Source organism: Paenibacillus sp. JJ1683, from assembly GCF_053006485.1.
Genome location: NZ_CM129820.1, coordinates 4,162,737 through 4,177,976, shown reverse-complemented (window position 1 = coordinate 4,177,976; position 15,240 = coordinate 4,162,737). Strand labels below are relative to the sequence as shown.

The window sequence follows — 15,240 nt, the reverse complement described above, 5'->3', positions numbered from 1 at the left end:
GTGAATCCCTGTACAGGGTGGCAAGTGCCTAAGAGTCTGCATATGATGCTGTAACGATAAACATGAGAAGGGAGAGAGCTGCTTGAAGAACAAGAGCCGCAAAACCAACAGAAACAAAAAGCCGCTCTATCGTGTAATTGACCCGGATATGAATGAGTTAAGTATGATACAACGCTCAAAGCCACTGCCTGCGGAGAGGGAGACAGAAGCAAGACTTCATCAAGTTGCTTCTCCGCCTCCCCCAACTACAGAGGAGTCGGAGCTACAGACAGTTGTCGAGCCTGAAGTCGAGGCTCTGCAAGAGAAAGAGATTGAGGTTGCAGATGTAGAGGAGACTCCAGCTTTGATGGAAGAACCTCCACTGCCAGAGCTAGAACCAGAGCTAGAACTAGATCCAGAACCGGAGCCGGAACCTGAACCTGAACCAGAGCCAGAACCAGAACCAGATCCAATTGATGTGGAAGAAATTTTGAACAATAAGAAGGCTCCACATGTAAACAATGCTTTCATCTATACAGACGATTTGAGTGATCTCGCTGTGACGGGTGAGAAGATCGCTCCCGCTTCCATAGATTCCAGCAAGCTGAAACAAGAGAGTATTCAAACGGAATCTTTAGCAGATTATGCTGTTCATACCATTAAAATAGCTGACGGTGCTGTGACTGCTTCGAAGATTGCTCCCGACTCCATTACGGTCGAGCATCTGTCGGACGCATCAGTGGCAGGCAGTAAATTGCAGGATCGCTCTATTAGTGGTGAAAAACTTCGGGATGGCAGCATCACTCCAGAAAAGCTGGCGGATAAAATTATTAGCGGCGATCATATTGCCAATGGCTCGATTGAGAGTCGTCACTTCAAGCAATGGATCGTGTCTTCAGATATGCTTCAAGATCAGTCGGTTACCTCAGATAAAATTCGCAGTGGTACGATTCAATCGAACAATTTGGCGAATGAAGCTGTTGATAGCTCCAAGCTGGGTGATCAGTCTGTGACCACCTCCAAACTGCGGGATGGGGCTGTGGATGGAGCTAAAATCCAGGCAGGCAGCATTGAGAGCGCACACCTGACCGAGCATGCCGTTCTTGCCCGGCATCTAGCTCCGGGTTCGATTAATCGCAAGCAGCTATCCAACGGTATTGTAGGCCGAGAACAATTGGAGGAAGGCGTTGTCAGCGGACGTCATCTGGAGTCTGAGGCAGTCACCAGTACGCACATTCAGGCAGGAGCGATTGAAAGAAAGCATCTCAGTCCCGGCTCCATCGGGGAAGAGCAGCTTGGAACGGGCCAAGTGACAGCACGGCATATCGCGGATCGGAGTATTCAGTCCAATAAACTGGCAGATCAGTCTGTAGGCTCATTGCAAATTGTCGATCAATCCGTCACTTCATCCAAAATATCGGATCAGAGTATTCTCCCGCACAAAATTGCCGATGAGGCGGTACTTACCAGACATATTGCAACAGCAGCCATACAAGGACCCCAGATTTCTCCAGAGGCAGTCTCTTCCGTGCATCTTCAATCCGAAATTATTCGGAAGGATCATATCGCATCAGAGGCGGTTATGGAGCAACATTTGCATTCCGGGGCTGTGACAAGCGAGAAAATAGGGAAGGGTGCAGTTCTGGATCACCATGTGGCGAATCAGGCTATCAAGGAAAATCACATTGCTTCGAGCGCTATTAAGTCTGACAAAATCGCTGACGAGGCGGTTATAGAAACTAAAATTAGCACAGGGGCGGTAACCGGAAATAAAATTGCGTCTCAAGCCATTACCCACGTACACATTGCAACGGGAGTCATCCGTGAAAACCACCTTGCCGACAATAGTGTGGGCGGAAAGGCGTTACAGGCTCAAGCGGTGGATTCAACTCATTTGGCCCAGAGCTCTGTACAGAGCAAGCATCTTGGGGAAGATAGTGTCGGAACCGCGGCGTTGCAAGAACAGTCCGTTACCGCAGACATACTAGGCGAAGGCGCTGTTCAAACCGCGCATTTGGCCAGCGGTGCGGTATACTCCCACCATTTGCAGGATCATGCCGTTACTTCGTTGAAACTATCGCCGGAAAGTGTGGCTACGGATAAAATTAATGATTTGGCAATTACTGCGCCTAAGTTAGCTGAGGGCAGTGTCACTTCCTCCAAGCTGTCTGCTCGTTCTGTGCAGCCATGGCATATTACAGATAAAGCGGTGCTAAGCAACCATCTGGCTGTTGAGGCAGTGGAGGCGAATCATCTTGCTCCGGAATCCGTCACCTCCAACCATTTGCAGTCTGCTTCGATCCAAACCAAACATCTCGCCCCGGATAGTGTGTCCGGCCATGCCCTTCAGTCGGAAAGCGTCACTTCCGAGAAGTTAGCGGCTCGGGCTGTGCAGGCTTCCAACCTGGCGGAAAACAGCGTGGGACCCGGACATTTGGCTGCACAGGCCGTACACACCAGACATTTGGCCGCAGGAGCAGTAGAGGACACGATATTAGCCCAGAATGCTGTGAAGTCTGAGCATCTTGCAGCAGAATCCATCCAATCCGAGCACTTGCAAAGCGGGATCATTCAGGGAGAACATATTGCATTGCAAGCTATAGCGACTCCGGCCATACAGGATGAAGCGGTTACCTCTGCTAAACTGTCAGAGGAAAGTGTAACCTCCACTAAGCTGTCAGCCCATGCAGTGCAGTCCGGGCATATTATGGATGAAGCTGTACAAAGCAACCACTTGGCTGTGGCAGTTGTGGACTCGACCCACCTGGCATCTGGAGCGGTCACCTCGGTGCACCTACAGGCCTCCTCGGTGCTTACGAGACATTTGGCCCCGGATAGTGTGTCCGGTCGTGCGCTTCAAGCGGAAAGTGTTACCTCAGAAAAGCTTGCAGCCCGCTCGGTACAAGGAATGAACCTTGCAGAAGGCAGTATCGGCCCTTCACATCTATCTGTGCAGTCCGTACACACGCGGCATTTGGCAGCTGGAGCGGTACAGGATAGAGTGCTGGCAGAGGGAGCAGTGAAGTCCGTGCACATTGCCCCGGAATCGATCCAGCCGCACCATCTACACACTGAAGCCATTCAGGGTGAGCATATCGCATCCCAGGCCATATCGACCGATGCTTTGCAGGATGCGTCCGTTACGTCTGATAAATTGGCGGATGAGGGTGTGACTGCCGCCAAACTGTCGGCCCACTCGGTACAGTCGTGGCACATTACAGACGAAGCGGTGCAAGGAAATCATTTGGCAGAAGAGTCCATCCAGTCGAACCATCTAGCGCCGGAAAGTGTAACCTCAGCCCACTTGCAGTCTTCGTCAGTGCTCACGAGCCATCTGGCCCCGGATAGTGTGTCCGGCCGTGCGCTACAAGCGGAAAGCGTCACCTCGGATAAGTTGGCAGCCCACTCAGTGCAAGGAACGAATCTTGCGGAAGACAGCGTCGGCCCGTCACATTTGTCTGCACAGTCGGTACACGCCCGGCACCTGGCAACAGGTGCAGTACAGGATACAACGCTGGCAAAGGGAGCAGTGAAGTCGGTACACATTACCGCGGGGTCCATCCAGCCGCATCACCTGCACACTGGAAGCATTCAGGGCGAGCATATCGCATCCCAGGCCATATCGACCGATGCTTTGCAGGATGAGTCCGTTACGTCTGATAAATTGGCGGATGAGGGTGTGACTGCCGCCAAGTTGTCGGTCAACTCGGTACAGCCGTGGCACATTACAGATGAAGCGGTGCAAGGAAATCATTTGGCGACAGAAGCCATCCAGTCAAGCCATCTGGCCTCGGAATCCGTTACTTCTCGCCATTTGCAGGCTTCCTCAGTGCTTACGAGCCATTTGGCGCCAGATAGTGTATCCGGTCGTGCACTACAGGCGGAAAGCGTCACCTCGGAAAAGCTGGCAGCGCGCTCGGTACAAGGGACGAATCTTGCGGAAGGCAGCATCGGCCCGTCACATTTGTCGGCACAGTCCGTACACAGCCGGCATCTGGTAGCCGGAGCGGTACAGGATAGAGCGTTGGCAGAGGGAGCAGTGAAATCTGTGCATATCGCTCCAGAATCGATCCAGTCGCACCATTTGCACACTGGAAGCATTCAGGGCGAGCATCTGGCATCCCAGTCGATATCGACTGATATTTTACAGGATGAGTCCGTTACGTCTGATAAATTGGCGGATGAGGGTGTGACTGCCGCCAAGCTGTCGGCTCACTCCATACAGCCGTGGCACATTACAGATGAAGCGGTGCAAGCTAATCATTTGGCAGAAGAGGCTGTTCAGTCGAGCCATCTGGCGTCGGAATCTGTCACCTCAGCTCACTTACAGTCTTCGGTGATACTTGCGAGCCATTTGGCACCAGAAAGTGTATCTGGCCTTGCGCTACAAGCGGAAAGCGTCACTTCGGAAAAGCTGGCAGCACGCTCGGTGCAAGGGACGAATCTTGCGGAAGATAGCGTCGGTCCTTCGCATTTGTCCGCACAGTCGGTACAAACTCAGCATTTGGCAGTCGGCGCAGTCCAGGATACAGCGCTAGCCGAGGGGGCAGTGAAGTCGGTACACATTGTCCCGGAATCGATCCAGCCGCATCATCTGCAAACTGGAACCATTCAGAGCGAGCATCTGGCATCCCAGTCGATATCGACCGATGCCTTACAGGATGAGTCCGTTACGTCTGATAAATTGGCGGATGAGGGTGTGACTGCCGCCAAGCTGTCGGCTCACTCGGTACAGCCGTGGCACATTGCGGACGAAGCCGTGCAAGCCAATCATTTGGCACAAGAGACCATCCAGTCGAGCCATCTGTCACCGGAATCTGTTACCTCAGCCCACTTGCAGTCTTCGGCGGTGCTTGCGAGCCATCTGGCTCCGGATAGTGTGTCTAGTCGTGCGCTACAAGCGGAAAGCGTCACCTCAGAGAAGCTGGCATCCCACTCGGTGCAAGGAACGAATCTTGCGGAAGGCAGCGTCGGCCCGTCACATCTGTCTGCACATTCGGTACACACCCAGCATCTGGCAGACGGTGCAGTACAGGATACAGCGCTAGCCGAGGGGGCAGTGAAGTCGGTACACATCGCCCCGGAATCGGTCCAGTCGCACCATCTGCTTACTGGAACCATTCGGGGAGAGCATCTGGCATCTCAGTCGATATCAACCGATGCCTTACAGGATGAGTCCGTTACGTCTGATAAATTGGCAGATGAGGTCGTGACAGCTGCCAAAATATCTCCACATTCCGTCCAGCCATGGCACATTACGGATGAAGCCGTGCAAGCCAATCATTTGGCAGAAGAGATCGTTCAGTCGAGCCATCTGGCGCCAGAGTCCGTCACCTCAGCCCACTTACAGTCTTCGACTGTGCTTGCGAGCCATCTGGCCTCGGATAGTGTGTCTAGTCGTGCGCTACAAGCGGAAAGCGTCACCTCGGAGAAGTTGGCGGTCCACTCGGTACAAGGGGCGAATCTTGCGGAAGGCAGCGTGGGTCCTTCGCATTTGTCCGCACATTCGGTACACACCCTGCATTTGGCAACTGGCGCAGTACAGGATACAGCGCTGGCAAAAGGTGCAGTGAAGTCCGTGCATATTGCCCCGGAATCGATCCAGTCGCACCATCTGCACACTGGAACCATTCAGGGCGAGCATCTGGCGTCCCAGTCGATATCGACCGATGCCTTACAGGATGAGTCCGTTACGTCCGACAAACTGGCAGATGAGGTTGTGACAGCTGCCAAAATATCTCCACATTCCGTACAGCCATGGCACATTACGGACGAAGCCGTGCAAGCCCATCATTTGGCAGAAGAGACTATCCAGTCGAGCCATCTGGCGCCGGAATCTATCACCTCAGCCCACTTGCAGCCTTCGGCAGTGACGATCCAGCATATTGCGCCAGGGAGTGTATCTGTTCACGCGCTCCAGGCAGGTAGCGTGAACGCTGAGAAGCTTGCGCTTCGCGCGGTGCGTGCTTCGAATCTGGCGGAAGCTAGCGTAAGCTCCGTACATTTGACAGAGCATGCCGTGCACTCCCAGCATTTGTCCGATGGGGCGATTCAAGAGTCAGCACTGGCAGAGGGGGCTGTGCAGTCCCGTCACATTTCACCGGATTCTGTTCAATCTGAGCATTTGCAAGCAGGAGCTATTCAGTCACAGCATATCGGCTGGCAGGCGGTGTCAGAGCAAGCTATACAGGATGGAGCAGTGACGTCCGGCAAACTCGCAGATGGAACGGTGGAGTCCCGCCATGTGGCTGAGGAGGCAATTGAAGGTCAGCATATTGCAAAGGAAGTCATTGATTCGCACCACATAAAGCCCGGCTCGGTGACACTGGATCAATTATCCACAGATATTCATCTCTCGGGGCTTTTACCGGAGGAAGGGATCAGTGGCGACAAACTTCAGGCAAACAGTATATCCCGCGGCCATCTGCAGGATCAGGTCGTCAACAGTGAGGTGCTAAGCCCAGAAGCTGTAGGTCCAGAGCATCTACAGGCTGCTGCGGTACAAAGTCATCATGTGGCAGAGCAGAGCATCGAAGGTCATCATCTGGCAGAAGGTTCCGTTGGCTCACGTGAGCTGGAACTGAATGCAGTGACACCTGAGCATTTGAGCATCACCCCGGTTCGTACTTGTGCGAACCAGCCTGCATTACAGCAGTTTGGCAGAGCGCCGTTTCTTTTAAAAGGAAGCGAAGGAGAGACGGAAGTAACCATTGTATTTGGGGAGCCATTTGTGAACCCGGACTACACGTTGGTAGCGATGACGAACCATCCTCTCTTTCATGCAACACTGAAATCCCAGACGACTAATGGAGCGGTGATCGTTGTAACCAAGTGGAGTGAAACCGCGCATAACTACGGTATTATTTCCTGGATTGCCATCGGTTAGTGGAGATGATGGTTGCAACACTTATAGCGTGCAGACTCATGTATTTTCCAGATACAGAGCTGCACGCTTTTTCATATACTTTTCACATATTTGCTCCACAATTATCCCGAATTCTCCTGATAAGCTAAAGATACTTTAAAGGAGAGGTGATTCAATCATGAAAAAATGGACTAAAAATGCAGCAGCCGTATTGACCGTAGTAAGCGTACTGGGAGGAGCAAGCAGCGCATTCGCCGCTACAGCAACCACAACTCCAGCCACCACTGCACCAGCCATCAAAACTCCTGCGGTTACGACTCCTGCTAGCAAAGCACCTGCAACGAAAACACCTGTGGTGAAAGCACCTATTAAAAAAGCTGCAACAGCTCATAAAGCAACAACCAAAGCAAAAAAAGCTCCTGCCAAAAAAGCCATTGCGAAAAAAGTGGCAGGCCACAAAGCAAAAGCAGTGAAAACAAAACACCGCACAGTTAAACATCATGTGAAAAAACATAACGCTGTTCAACACAAGGTAGCAGCACATAAAACTCGTGCACAACATGTCGTAGCTAAAAAAGTAACCCATAAAGTTCCAGTAAAAAAAGCAGTCCCAGCCAAAACTGCTCCAAAGGCAGCAGCTAAAGTAGTAACAACTAAGAAATAAGGTAGAAAATAAGGTAGAAGTGTAGTTAGCTTTCAGTTCACCTGGCATATACAGCAGCGATTCATGATAAGAAAAGACGGGACCGGGAACGGTATACCCGTCTTTTGTCTATTCTGCTGGGCTTCTGTTAAGCTTAAAGAAAGGATGCTAGCATCCAGAACAACGGCAAGGGGTTAAGGCCATGACAAAAATAGTAGTAGTGGATGACGATGTGTTCATTTTGCAATTAATATCTGAATATTTGAAAAAAGAGTCCTACGAGGTAACTTCCTTTTCCAGTGGGAAAACATTGGTAGAGCATATCCGAACAAACCGTCCAGATTGCCTCGTGCTTGATATTATGATGCCGGGCATTGACGGGCTTTCTCTATTGACTCAGCTTCGTGAGTTTACAGAAATGCCGATCATTATGATCTCCGCCCGCGGAGAGGAAAGTGACCGTATCCACGGGCTGGAATTGGGATGCAGTGATTTTTTGACCAAGCCCTTTAATCCAAGAGAGCTGGTGGGAAGGGTCAAAGCGATGCTGAGACTGAGCAAGGCGGGCACGTCTGCATCTGATGACAAGCAAGCAGCAGAGAGCACAAATCTTTGCCATGCAGGCAATCTGTGCATTTTTGCTGACTTTCGTAAAGTTACAGTAGACGGACAAACGTTAAATTTGACCTCACGTGAATTCGATCTGTTGCTGTTTCTTGCGAATCATCTGGAACGGCCTTTTGGCAGAGAGCATTTGATTCAGCAGGTGTGGAGCTATGACTTTATAGGTGATGTGAGAGTCGTAGATGATCTGGTCAAACGTATTCGCAAAAAGTTGGCAGAATACCACTCCACGCTTGTTATTAACACGGTATGGGGATTTGGATATAAAGCAACGGTTCAGGAGATGTAGCCATGCGTACGATGAGAGCCAAAATTCTGCTGTCCCTGTCCATTGCCATGCTGATTACTGTCTGTATTACGGTGGTCTTATTTATTAGGCTCATCGATGACATTCTGGTGAATCAGGCCAAATCCAAGCTTCATGAGCAGGCACGCAAAGCCGTCCACATTATGAGTGACGGAGGCTTTGATCGACTGGATAATGCCGAATTTAACTATGTTATCAAGGGTGTGCTTTTATCTGCCGATTACTTTATTTTAAGCACGGATAACCGCATCATCGACTCCAGCGTCTCTGGGATGGAAGGCAAAAAGATCGAGCATTTGCTTTTGACCCGCCAAGGATTTTTTGCATCGGTTCATCCCTCTGCCCACGATCTGGTTACTACACATGAAGGCGTTGCGGTGCTTCAAGGTAAAAAGGTGTTGTTTACGAATGAAGAATTGCCCGGACAACCTTTCCGCATCTTTGTATACTCACCCTTATCTTCTTTGAGAGCCCTATATGTACCGTTAATGAGAACTACGTTGCTATCGATCGTAGCGAGTTTTCTGGTGATTCTCGTTATTGGTCTGATGATTGTTTCACGTCTGGTGCGTCCACTCAAACGATTGAAAGAGGCGGTAGGCAACTATGAGCCGAATCAGCCACAGGATAGTGAGTTTCCGCAGGCGGACAAAAGCGAAATTGGCGAACTAATAGGCACCTTTCATTCCATGTCCGCCCGCATTCAGCAGCACCACCACAGCCAAATTGAATTTCTGCAAAATGTATCACACGAGCTAAGGACACCGTTAATGTCCATTCAAGGTTATGTATATGCCATTCAGGATCAAGTAGTATCCCAGGACGAGGGACTGAGCATCATTAAAGTGCAATCCCAGCGATTAATTGATATGGTGGAAAAGTTGCTTCAGCTATCGAGGCTGGAGGCGTTGAATGAGGAATGGCCTGTCTCTCTGATTGATCTGAGAAGTATGGCGGAGGACGCTGTTCATCTATTGATGCCGATGGCCAGTGAACGCTCTATCTCGCTTCGAGTGGAGGGAGAGGGTCTGCATGTGGCCGTTCCGGCTGAGCAATTATTTCGCATGATATTGAATTTGCTGCAAAATGCAGTTCGACACACCTCTACGGAGGTTGTCATTCATTTGGAGACGGGGACAACGGCGGAGGTTGTGTGGGTTATGCATGTAGATGATGATGGGAGAGGACTAACCGAGTCTGAAGCAGCCGAGGTGTTTGGAAGATTCTATACAGGATCAAATGGCGTCACGGGACTAGGATTGGCCATCTGCCGTCAAATAGCCTCCCGACTGAATGGAGAACTACTTTGTACACGATCGCCATTAGGTGGTGCACGCTTCAGTTACATTCAACACATGTTATAAATGAGGCAAAAATGGTTAAAAATGATCATTTTTTTGCTTGTATATACCACTAACATGACATATCATGAAAGGTTTTTGGTGATATTTTAGATATTGCTTGACTGGCAGGTACTAAAATGAGTAAAATTATTCGTATATACCTTGACTCATGAACGTCGTTTTTTTAGATAGTGGTCAATAATAGTGATGAATAATAAATGAAAGAGTGATGAGATGAACCGCCTTTTGGAAGTGAAGGACTTAACGATATCTTTCAAGACCCGTCAGGGACTAGTGCAGGCCATTCGTGGCGTAAACTTTCATGTCAATAAAGGAGAGACGCTGGCGATTGTCGGTGAATCCGGCTCAGGCAAAAGCGTAACCTCACAAGCTGTTATGAAGCTGATCCCGACCCCTCCAGGCATTTATCAAAAGGGTCAAATTATGTTTGACGGACAAGAGCTGATTAATAAAACGGAAAAGCAGATGCAAAAAATTCGTGGTAAGGAAATTGGCCTGATTTCTCAGGACCCAATGACTTCACTTAACCCGACGATGAAAGTCGGTAAGCAGATCACGGAAGTGCTTTTCAAGCATGAAAAGATATCCAAGGACGCTGCTCGCAAGCGGGGTATTGAGTTGCTGAATCTGGTAGGTATTCCGCATCCTGAACAGCGTTTTAACCAATATCCGCATGAATTTAGTGGCGGTATGCGTCAACGTGTCGTCATTGCGATGGCATTGGCTGCTAATCCGAAACTTCTGATTGCCGATGAGCCGACGACTGCGCTGGACGTAACCATTCAAGCTCAAATTTTGGAACTGATGAAGGATCTTCAGAAAAAGATTGATACTTCTATCATCTTTATTACTCATGACCTCGGTGTTGTGGCGAAGATGGCGGATCGCGTTGCTGTTATGTATGCAGGGCAAATCGTGGAAACAGGTACGGTTAATGAAATTTTCTATAACCCAAAACATCCATATACATGGGGACTCCTTGCTTCCATGCCTAGTTTGGACAGCCATGGTCAGAAGCTGGCTGCGATCCCGGGAACACCACCGGATCTGCTTCACCCACCTGTAGGGGATGCGTTTGCAGCCCGCAGTTCTTATGCCATGAAAATTGACTTTGAGAAAGAGCCTCCGCTCTATCAATTGTCTGATACACACTTTGTGAAATCATGGTTGCTTCATCCAGATGCACCTGCAGTTGAGCCACCAGAAGCGGTGAAGGCTAAACTTCGCAAGCTGGATAACGCATTTGAAAAGCCGGTTTTAGTTGAACAATACGGCAGTTAAAGCAATATATAATTTATAAATAAACAGATGATAAATAAAAAAAGGCTGTTTCCTCCGTATGGAATAATATTACGGAGGAACAGCTTTTTTGGTGTAACACCACAGGTTGCATGAGTCTGTGGTGATTTGTATTATACGGTAGCGCTTACAGCTTGCCGGAACCGGCTTGGGAAGTGACCTCTGCCTTCACGCTGGCGGATGGGGAAATTTTATCGTTCAAGGATGGCTTCCAGCCTACAGAGGAGCTAAGACCCGCGCTGGAGCCTGCGTTTACGGCCTGTCCATTCAGAAGTGTGCCAGTATCTGACAAGGCAGTCCCACCAAAAACAGTCACAATTTTGGCTGCGGATAGTCCCGCAACGTCAATGACATTGTTTTCAGCAAAGATTTTGGAGGATTTGCCTGCGCCCCATATATACAGCGTAGGGTATTCAGAGCGTTTTACATCACCTGTATAGTAATTGTTATAGAGATGGACTTGTCCATAACGTACGCGCGGTGTGCGTTGTACTGTATTCTCGTAATAATTGTGATGCAGGGTTACACGTAAAGCCCCTTCATCTGCTGTTTTGCTGTCGCTGTTGCCGATAATGGATGTTTTGTCATGATCGTAAAAGTGATTGTATGAAACGGTAACCAGATCACCCTGGTTAATCACATCGAGCAGTCCATCATGATGTTGGTATTCTTGACCGTAGAAGGTGCCGTTTCCGCTATCGGGGTGAGCCCCGTCATTGAACGTATTGTGATCCACCCATACATGCGTAGCTCCGTTAATGGTAATGCTGTCATATTCTGAATTCCAGTTGCCTGTACTGCCGTCAGTTGGGTCCCACTGCGGGAAATAATCGTAGGCATCCTGAAACTCAATATTACGGATAATGACGTTGTCTGTACCCTTTTTCAGTTGGAAGTTTGCACCATTAATGATAGCATTGTTGCCCAGACCGACAATCGTTGTATTGGATGGGATTTCAATAACGATACGACTAGCTTGATTCTTCTGTGATGCCTTACGTGCGTCTTCCAATGTACCAGAAGGAACCTTTTTACCCCATGTCGACGGATCATACGCCTTGAGATACGCATTGAAATCATACTTAGGGTCTTTGTAATCGTTCAATCCTAGCGCTTTATTATTGTCATCGACATTGGCATTGATTGTACCTTTGACATAAATAATTTTAGGTGTAGTGTTGCTGCTTTTGCCTAACGCATCGACAAGTTGTTTGCGGTTCGTTACGGTGAAAGTATTGGAGGAAGTAGCAGTAGCTCCACCTGTCGTGCCTGTAGAAAAGGCGGCCCAACCGTTTTTGCTGCCAAGTGTCTCCTTGCCAATATCGCTTGCTGCATGAGCAGGTGCACCCATAGGAGCCAGAGTAGCGAACAATAACACGGCTGCGATTCCGAGTGAACATCTCTTTTTCATAAAATACCTCCGTATATTGGATAAATGGAGTAGACGAACGAGGGAGTCCCGGGTGCTCCTGTAGTTTCTACATGTTCTATCATACTTTGTGTACCAGTATTTGTTAATATAATAAAAGTTACATACTAAAATTTTTGTCGAATTTTTAAATAATTCAATAGAGACCTTCTTTTTCCAATCAAAATGCATATATATAAATGAAAACGTTAACAATCATAGGAAATGGGAATTGTATATATGATTATATGGAGTTATTTCAGTGAATAAAGATAAAATAGTTTTTCTGATAATGTTAACGATTCCAAGCCAAAAAGTGATGAAAAATGACAGGAGAATTATGGATTTTTGTAGTACCCTCAGGTACAATGCTTGTAATAAAGCTGAGGAGGAATCGGCATCATGGCAGAGGATTTAGCAAATGTATTGAAGTTGTTGAAGCAAAAAGAGTGGGTGGACTTGTCCCATGCCTTTTATCCTGAAATTCCCCATTTTCCAGTTTTCGATAACGTTCAGGTGGATACCTTGTTTACCCACGACGATGGCTTTTTTGTAAAACAATACTGCTTTCCAGGGCAGTATGGAACTCATATTGACGCTCCCGTTCATTTTGTGAAGGGGAAACGTTATTTACATGAGCTTTCGTTGAAGGAACTGGTTTTACCGCTGGTTGTCATTGACCGTTCAGCAGCCGTTACAGCCAATTCCGACTATGAGCTTACGGTCGCGGATATTCTGGATTTCGAAAAAGAGCACGGACGCATTGCCGAACAGTCCTTTGCCGCCTTTCGCAGTGATTGGAGCAAGCGCTGGCCTAATCCAGATGCCTTCTCGAACAAGGACAATGCCGGAGATGCACACTGCCCAGGCTGGTCGCTGGATGCGCTGCGCTTTTTGGTAGAAGAACGGAATGTTGCTGCTATCGGGCATGAAACACTGGATACGGACTCCTCTGTAGCTTATCGAAAAGCGGGCAAACTGGTAGGGGAATATTACATATTGGAGCAGGATCGATATCAAGTTGAGGTGCTGACAAATTTGGACAAGCTGCCTCCGACGGGCGCAATCATTTATAATATCGTTCCGAGCATTCAGGATTCACCCGGTTTTCCGGTGCGCTCCTTTGCTATTTTGCCTTAATCTTGAGTTTAAAAGACCGATTCAGATATCGACATCTGAATCGGTCTTTTTCTAGCGTATACGGGGTAGTGTACAGCGTGAATGACCATTCAGTCCGGCTTGGTTCAAAATCATTGAAACGCCTTATGTGATAATCGTTACAGTAGGGGCCGAGATGGTAGGCTGAGTGGTGATAGTAGAGGTTGTACCGCTAAAATCTGCTATTTCTATAACAACCGGGACACCTGGTGTAATATCTACGGAGGCAATGACCAGACTTGCTGTGGTGAGGGTGAATAAGGAGCTCTGCTGAATGACTCCGTTAATATAATAATTAGAAGAATCTGTGGCTGTTAATGCCGGTAAAGCAACCACGGGAGCATCGGCGTCATCTACGAAGCTGGCAGCAGGAACAGTTGTTTCTGTTGCTCCGATCATCCCGGCTGTAATGGTTGCAAAAAAACGGGTAGTTGCTGGGGTTATGGTCGTGGTTATAGCACCCCCCGTTGACACTGGAGCCGTGGCTACTGCTGTAAATACAGGTTTTATGATTGGCATAGTTCTCATCTCCTTTCTTTACTGGTATGTGGTATGAGCCATTCGCTGGCTCTTAATCAATAAATGATTTTTCAACCTATTCGGAAACGGCATATGAACCTTTCTATTAATAATAGGGTAAATGGAGAAGGCCCTATTTTACTGCACAAAAAATGAAAGCGAATACTTGGAATCTGCATATTACAAATGCCTAAGACCCTAATGGGAGATGTGCATACAATACATAAGCATGAGAGGAGGAGGTGTGTACGGCTGGTATGAGGAGACGTGATGCATCACTAAGAAGGCAAGGAAAGAGAACAGTACATTGCAAGATCAACAAACGAAAAAAGTGTAAGCCCAGGTATCCATTCAAAGGTAAAACAAAAACGGGATTGCATGCCCAAAAGCATCCAAAGCTAATTATTGTACAACGGCGCTTCAGAAATACTCCTGCTAAACGGAAGAGGATGGAGCATACAGGAAAGCAAGGTATGCCCTGTTCAGCAGGTCTTCCAGGTGAAGCCGGAGTGCCAGGAGTGCCAGGAGTGCCGGGAGTGCCAGGAGTGCCAGGAGTGCCGGGAGTGCCAGGAGTACCAGGAGTACCAGGAATACAGGGCCCTGCAGGAACACAGGGAGCACCGGGAGCACCGGGAGTGCCCGGTCCAGCTGGAGCTCAAGGTAGTGCAGGCGCAACAGGTGCACCCGGTCCTACCGGAGCACAGGGCGTAACCGGTCCTACTGGAGCCCAAGGTATAACGGGTCCAACCGGTCCGGCACCTGACATCTCCAATATTGAAATTGTCCCTATGGCTGAGCGGTATTTTTATTTTACTCCTGATCCGATTGAATCTTCAGTCACGATTATGGCGGATCAATTTTCTGTAGATGGTGTGCAGGGAGCTTCTCAGAGGTTTCATGTCGGAAGCAATAGTTATGCTAATCTGTATATTAACGGAATGTTACAAGAAAGAACGTTGTTCAGCTTGACACCTTCATCGCTGACGATTCACCTCGGCGAAGGGGAGACAATTTCCTCCGGCACACCTATTATTGTGGAAATTGTTCAATTTAGTGTGCGATACAGTGCATGAC

The 15,240-nt window shown here is 48.6% G+C and carries 9 protein-coding genes; 7 read left to right on the top strand and 2 right to left on the bottom strand.

Annotated elements, in window-relative coordinates; all coding sequences use genetic code 11:
• Positions 1-82 precede the first annotated feature (82 nt).
• The 5 genes from ACUC6J_RS17865 (at position 83) to ACUC6J_RS17845 (ending at position 11,063) form a co-directional block, all read left to right on the top strand.
• Positions 83-6,865, top strand: a complete 6,783-nt coding sequence (locus ACUC6J_RS17865) for a WIAG-tail domain (RefSeq protein WP_447249221.1) — start codon at positions 83-85, stop codon at positions 6,863-6,865.
• Between the two features lie 157 nt (positions 6,866-7,022).
• Positions 7,023-7,508, top strand: a complete 486-nt coding sequence (locus ACUC6J_RS17860) for a hypothetical protein (protein ID WP_447249220.1) — start codon at positions 7,023-7,025, stop codon at positions 7,506-7,508.
• 181 nt (positions 7,509-7,689) lie between these two features.
• Complete coding sequence (locus tag ACUC6J_RS17855; RefSeq protein WP_016821908.1) at positions 7,690-8,400, top strand: response regulator transcription factor; 711 nt, start codon at positions 7,690-7,692, stop codon at positions 8,398-8,400.
• Between the two features lie 2 nt (positions 8,401-8,402).
• Positions 8,403-9,782 (top strand): sensor histidine kinase, encoded by a 1,380-nt coding sequence (locus ACUC6J_RS17850; protein WP_016821907.1) that lies wholly within the window; start codon positions 8,403-8,405, stop codon positions 9,780-9,782.
• A 213-nt stretch (positions 9,783-9,995) separates the two neighbouring features.
• Positions 9,996-11,063, top strand: coding sequence for an ABC transporter ATP-binding protein (locus tag ACUC6J_RS17845; protein WP_016821906.1), 1,068 nt, complete (start codon positions 9,996-9,998; stop codon positions 11,061-11,063).
• Between the two features lie 145 nt (positions 11,064-11,208).
• Here ACUC6J_RS17845 and ACUC6J_RS17840 read toward each other — a convergent pair whose 3' ends face one another.
• Entirely contained in the window at positions 11,209-12,492 is a 1,284-nt protein-coding gene (locus ACUC6J_RS17840) for a pectate lyase family protein (protein ID WP_016821905.1), read from the bottom strand.
• A 399-nt stretch (positions 12,493-12,891) separates the two neighbouring features.
• Here ACUC6J_RS17840 and ACUC6J_RS17835 point away from each other — a divergent pair, with 399 nt between their 5' ends.
• Positions 12,892-13,629, top strand: coding sequence for a cyclase family protein (locus ACUC6J_RS17835; RefSeq protein WP_025365557.1), 738 nt, complete (start codon positions 12,892-12,894; stop codon positions 13,627-13,629).
• A 123-nt stretch (positions 13,630-13,752) separates the two neighbouring features.
• On the opposite strand, the gene ACUC6J_RS17830 is transcribed toward ACUC6J_RS17835, so the two are convergent.
• On the bottom strand, positions 13,753-14,166 hold the full coding sequence (locus ACUC6J_RS17830) for a DUF4183 domain-containing protein (protein WP_016821903.1): 414 nt from the start codon (positions 14,164-14,166) through the stop codon (positions 13,753-13,755).
• Between the two features lie 449 nt (positions 14,167-14,615).
• Here ACUC6J_RS17830 and ACUC6J_RS17825 point away from each other — a divergent pair, with 449 nt between their 5' ends.
• Complete coding sequence (locus ACUC6J_RS17825) at positions 14,616-15,239, top strand: DUF4183 domain-containing protein (protein ID WP_447249219.1); 624 nt, start codon at positions 14,616-14,618, stop codon at positions 15,237-15,239.
• Position 15,240 lies beyond the last annotated feature (1 nt).

Bases quoted from the DNA above. Each gene is read 5' to 3' on its own strand.
- ACUC6J_RS17845 (WP_016821906.1), top strand. From the start codon at position 9,996: ATGAACCGCCTTTTGGAAGTGAAGGACTTAACGATATCTTTCAAGACC.
- ACUC6J_RS17860 (WP_447249220.1), top strand. From the start codon at position 7,023: ATGAAAAAATGGACTAAAAATGCAGCAGCCGTATTGACCGTAGTAAGC.
- ACUC6J_RS17850 (WP_016821907.1), top strand. From the start codon at position 8,403: ATGCGTACGATGAGAGCCAAAATTCTGCTGTCCCTGTCCATTGCCATG.
- ACUC6J_RS17855 (WP_016821908.1), top strand. From the start codon at position 7,690: ATGACAAAAATAGTAGTAGTGGATGACGATGTGTTCATTTTGCAATTA.
- ACUC6J_RS17840 (WP_016821905.1), bottom strand. From the start codon at position 12,492: ATGAAAAAGAGATGTTCACTCGGAATCGCAGCCGTGTTATTGTTCGCT.
- ACUC6J_RS17825 (WP_447249219.1), top strand. From the start codon at position 14,616: ATGGAGCATACAGGAAAGCAAGGTATGCCCTGTTCAGCAGGTCTTCCA.
- ACUC6J_RS17830 (WP_016821903.1), bottom strand. From the start codon at position 14,166: ATGCCAATCATAAAACCTGTATTTACAGCAGTAGCCACGGCTCCAGTG.
- ACUC6J_RS17835 (WP_025365557.1), top strand. From the start codon at position 12,892: ATGGCAGAGGATTTAGCAAATGTATTGAAGTTGTTGAAGCAAAAAGAG.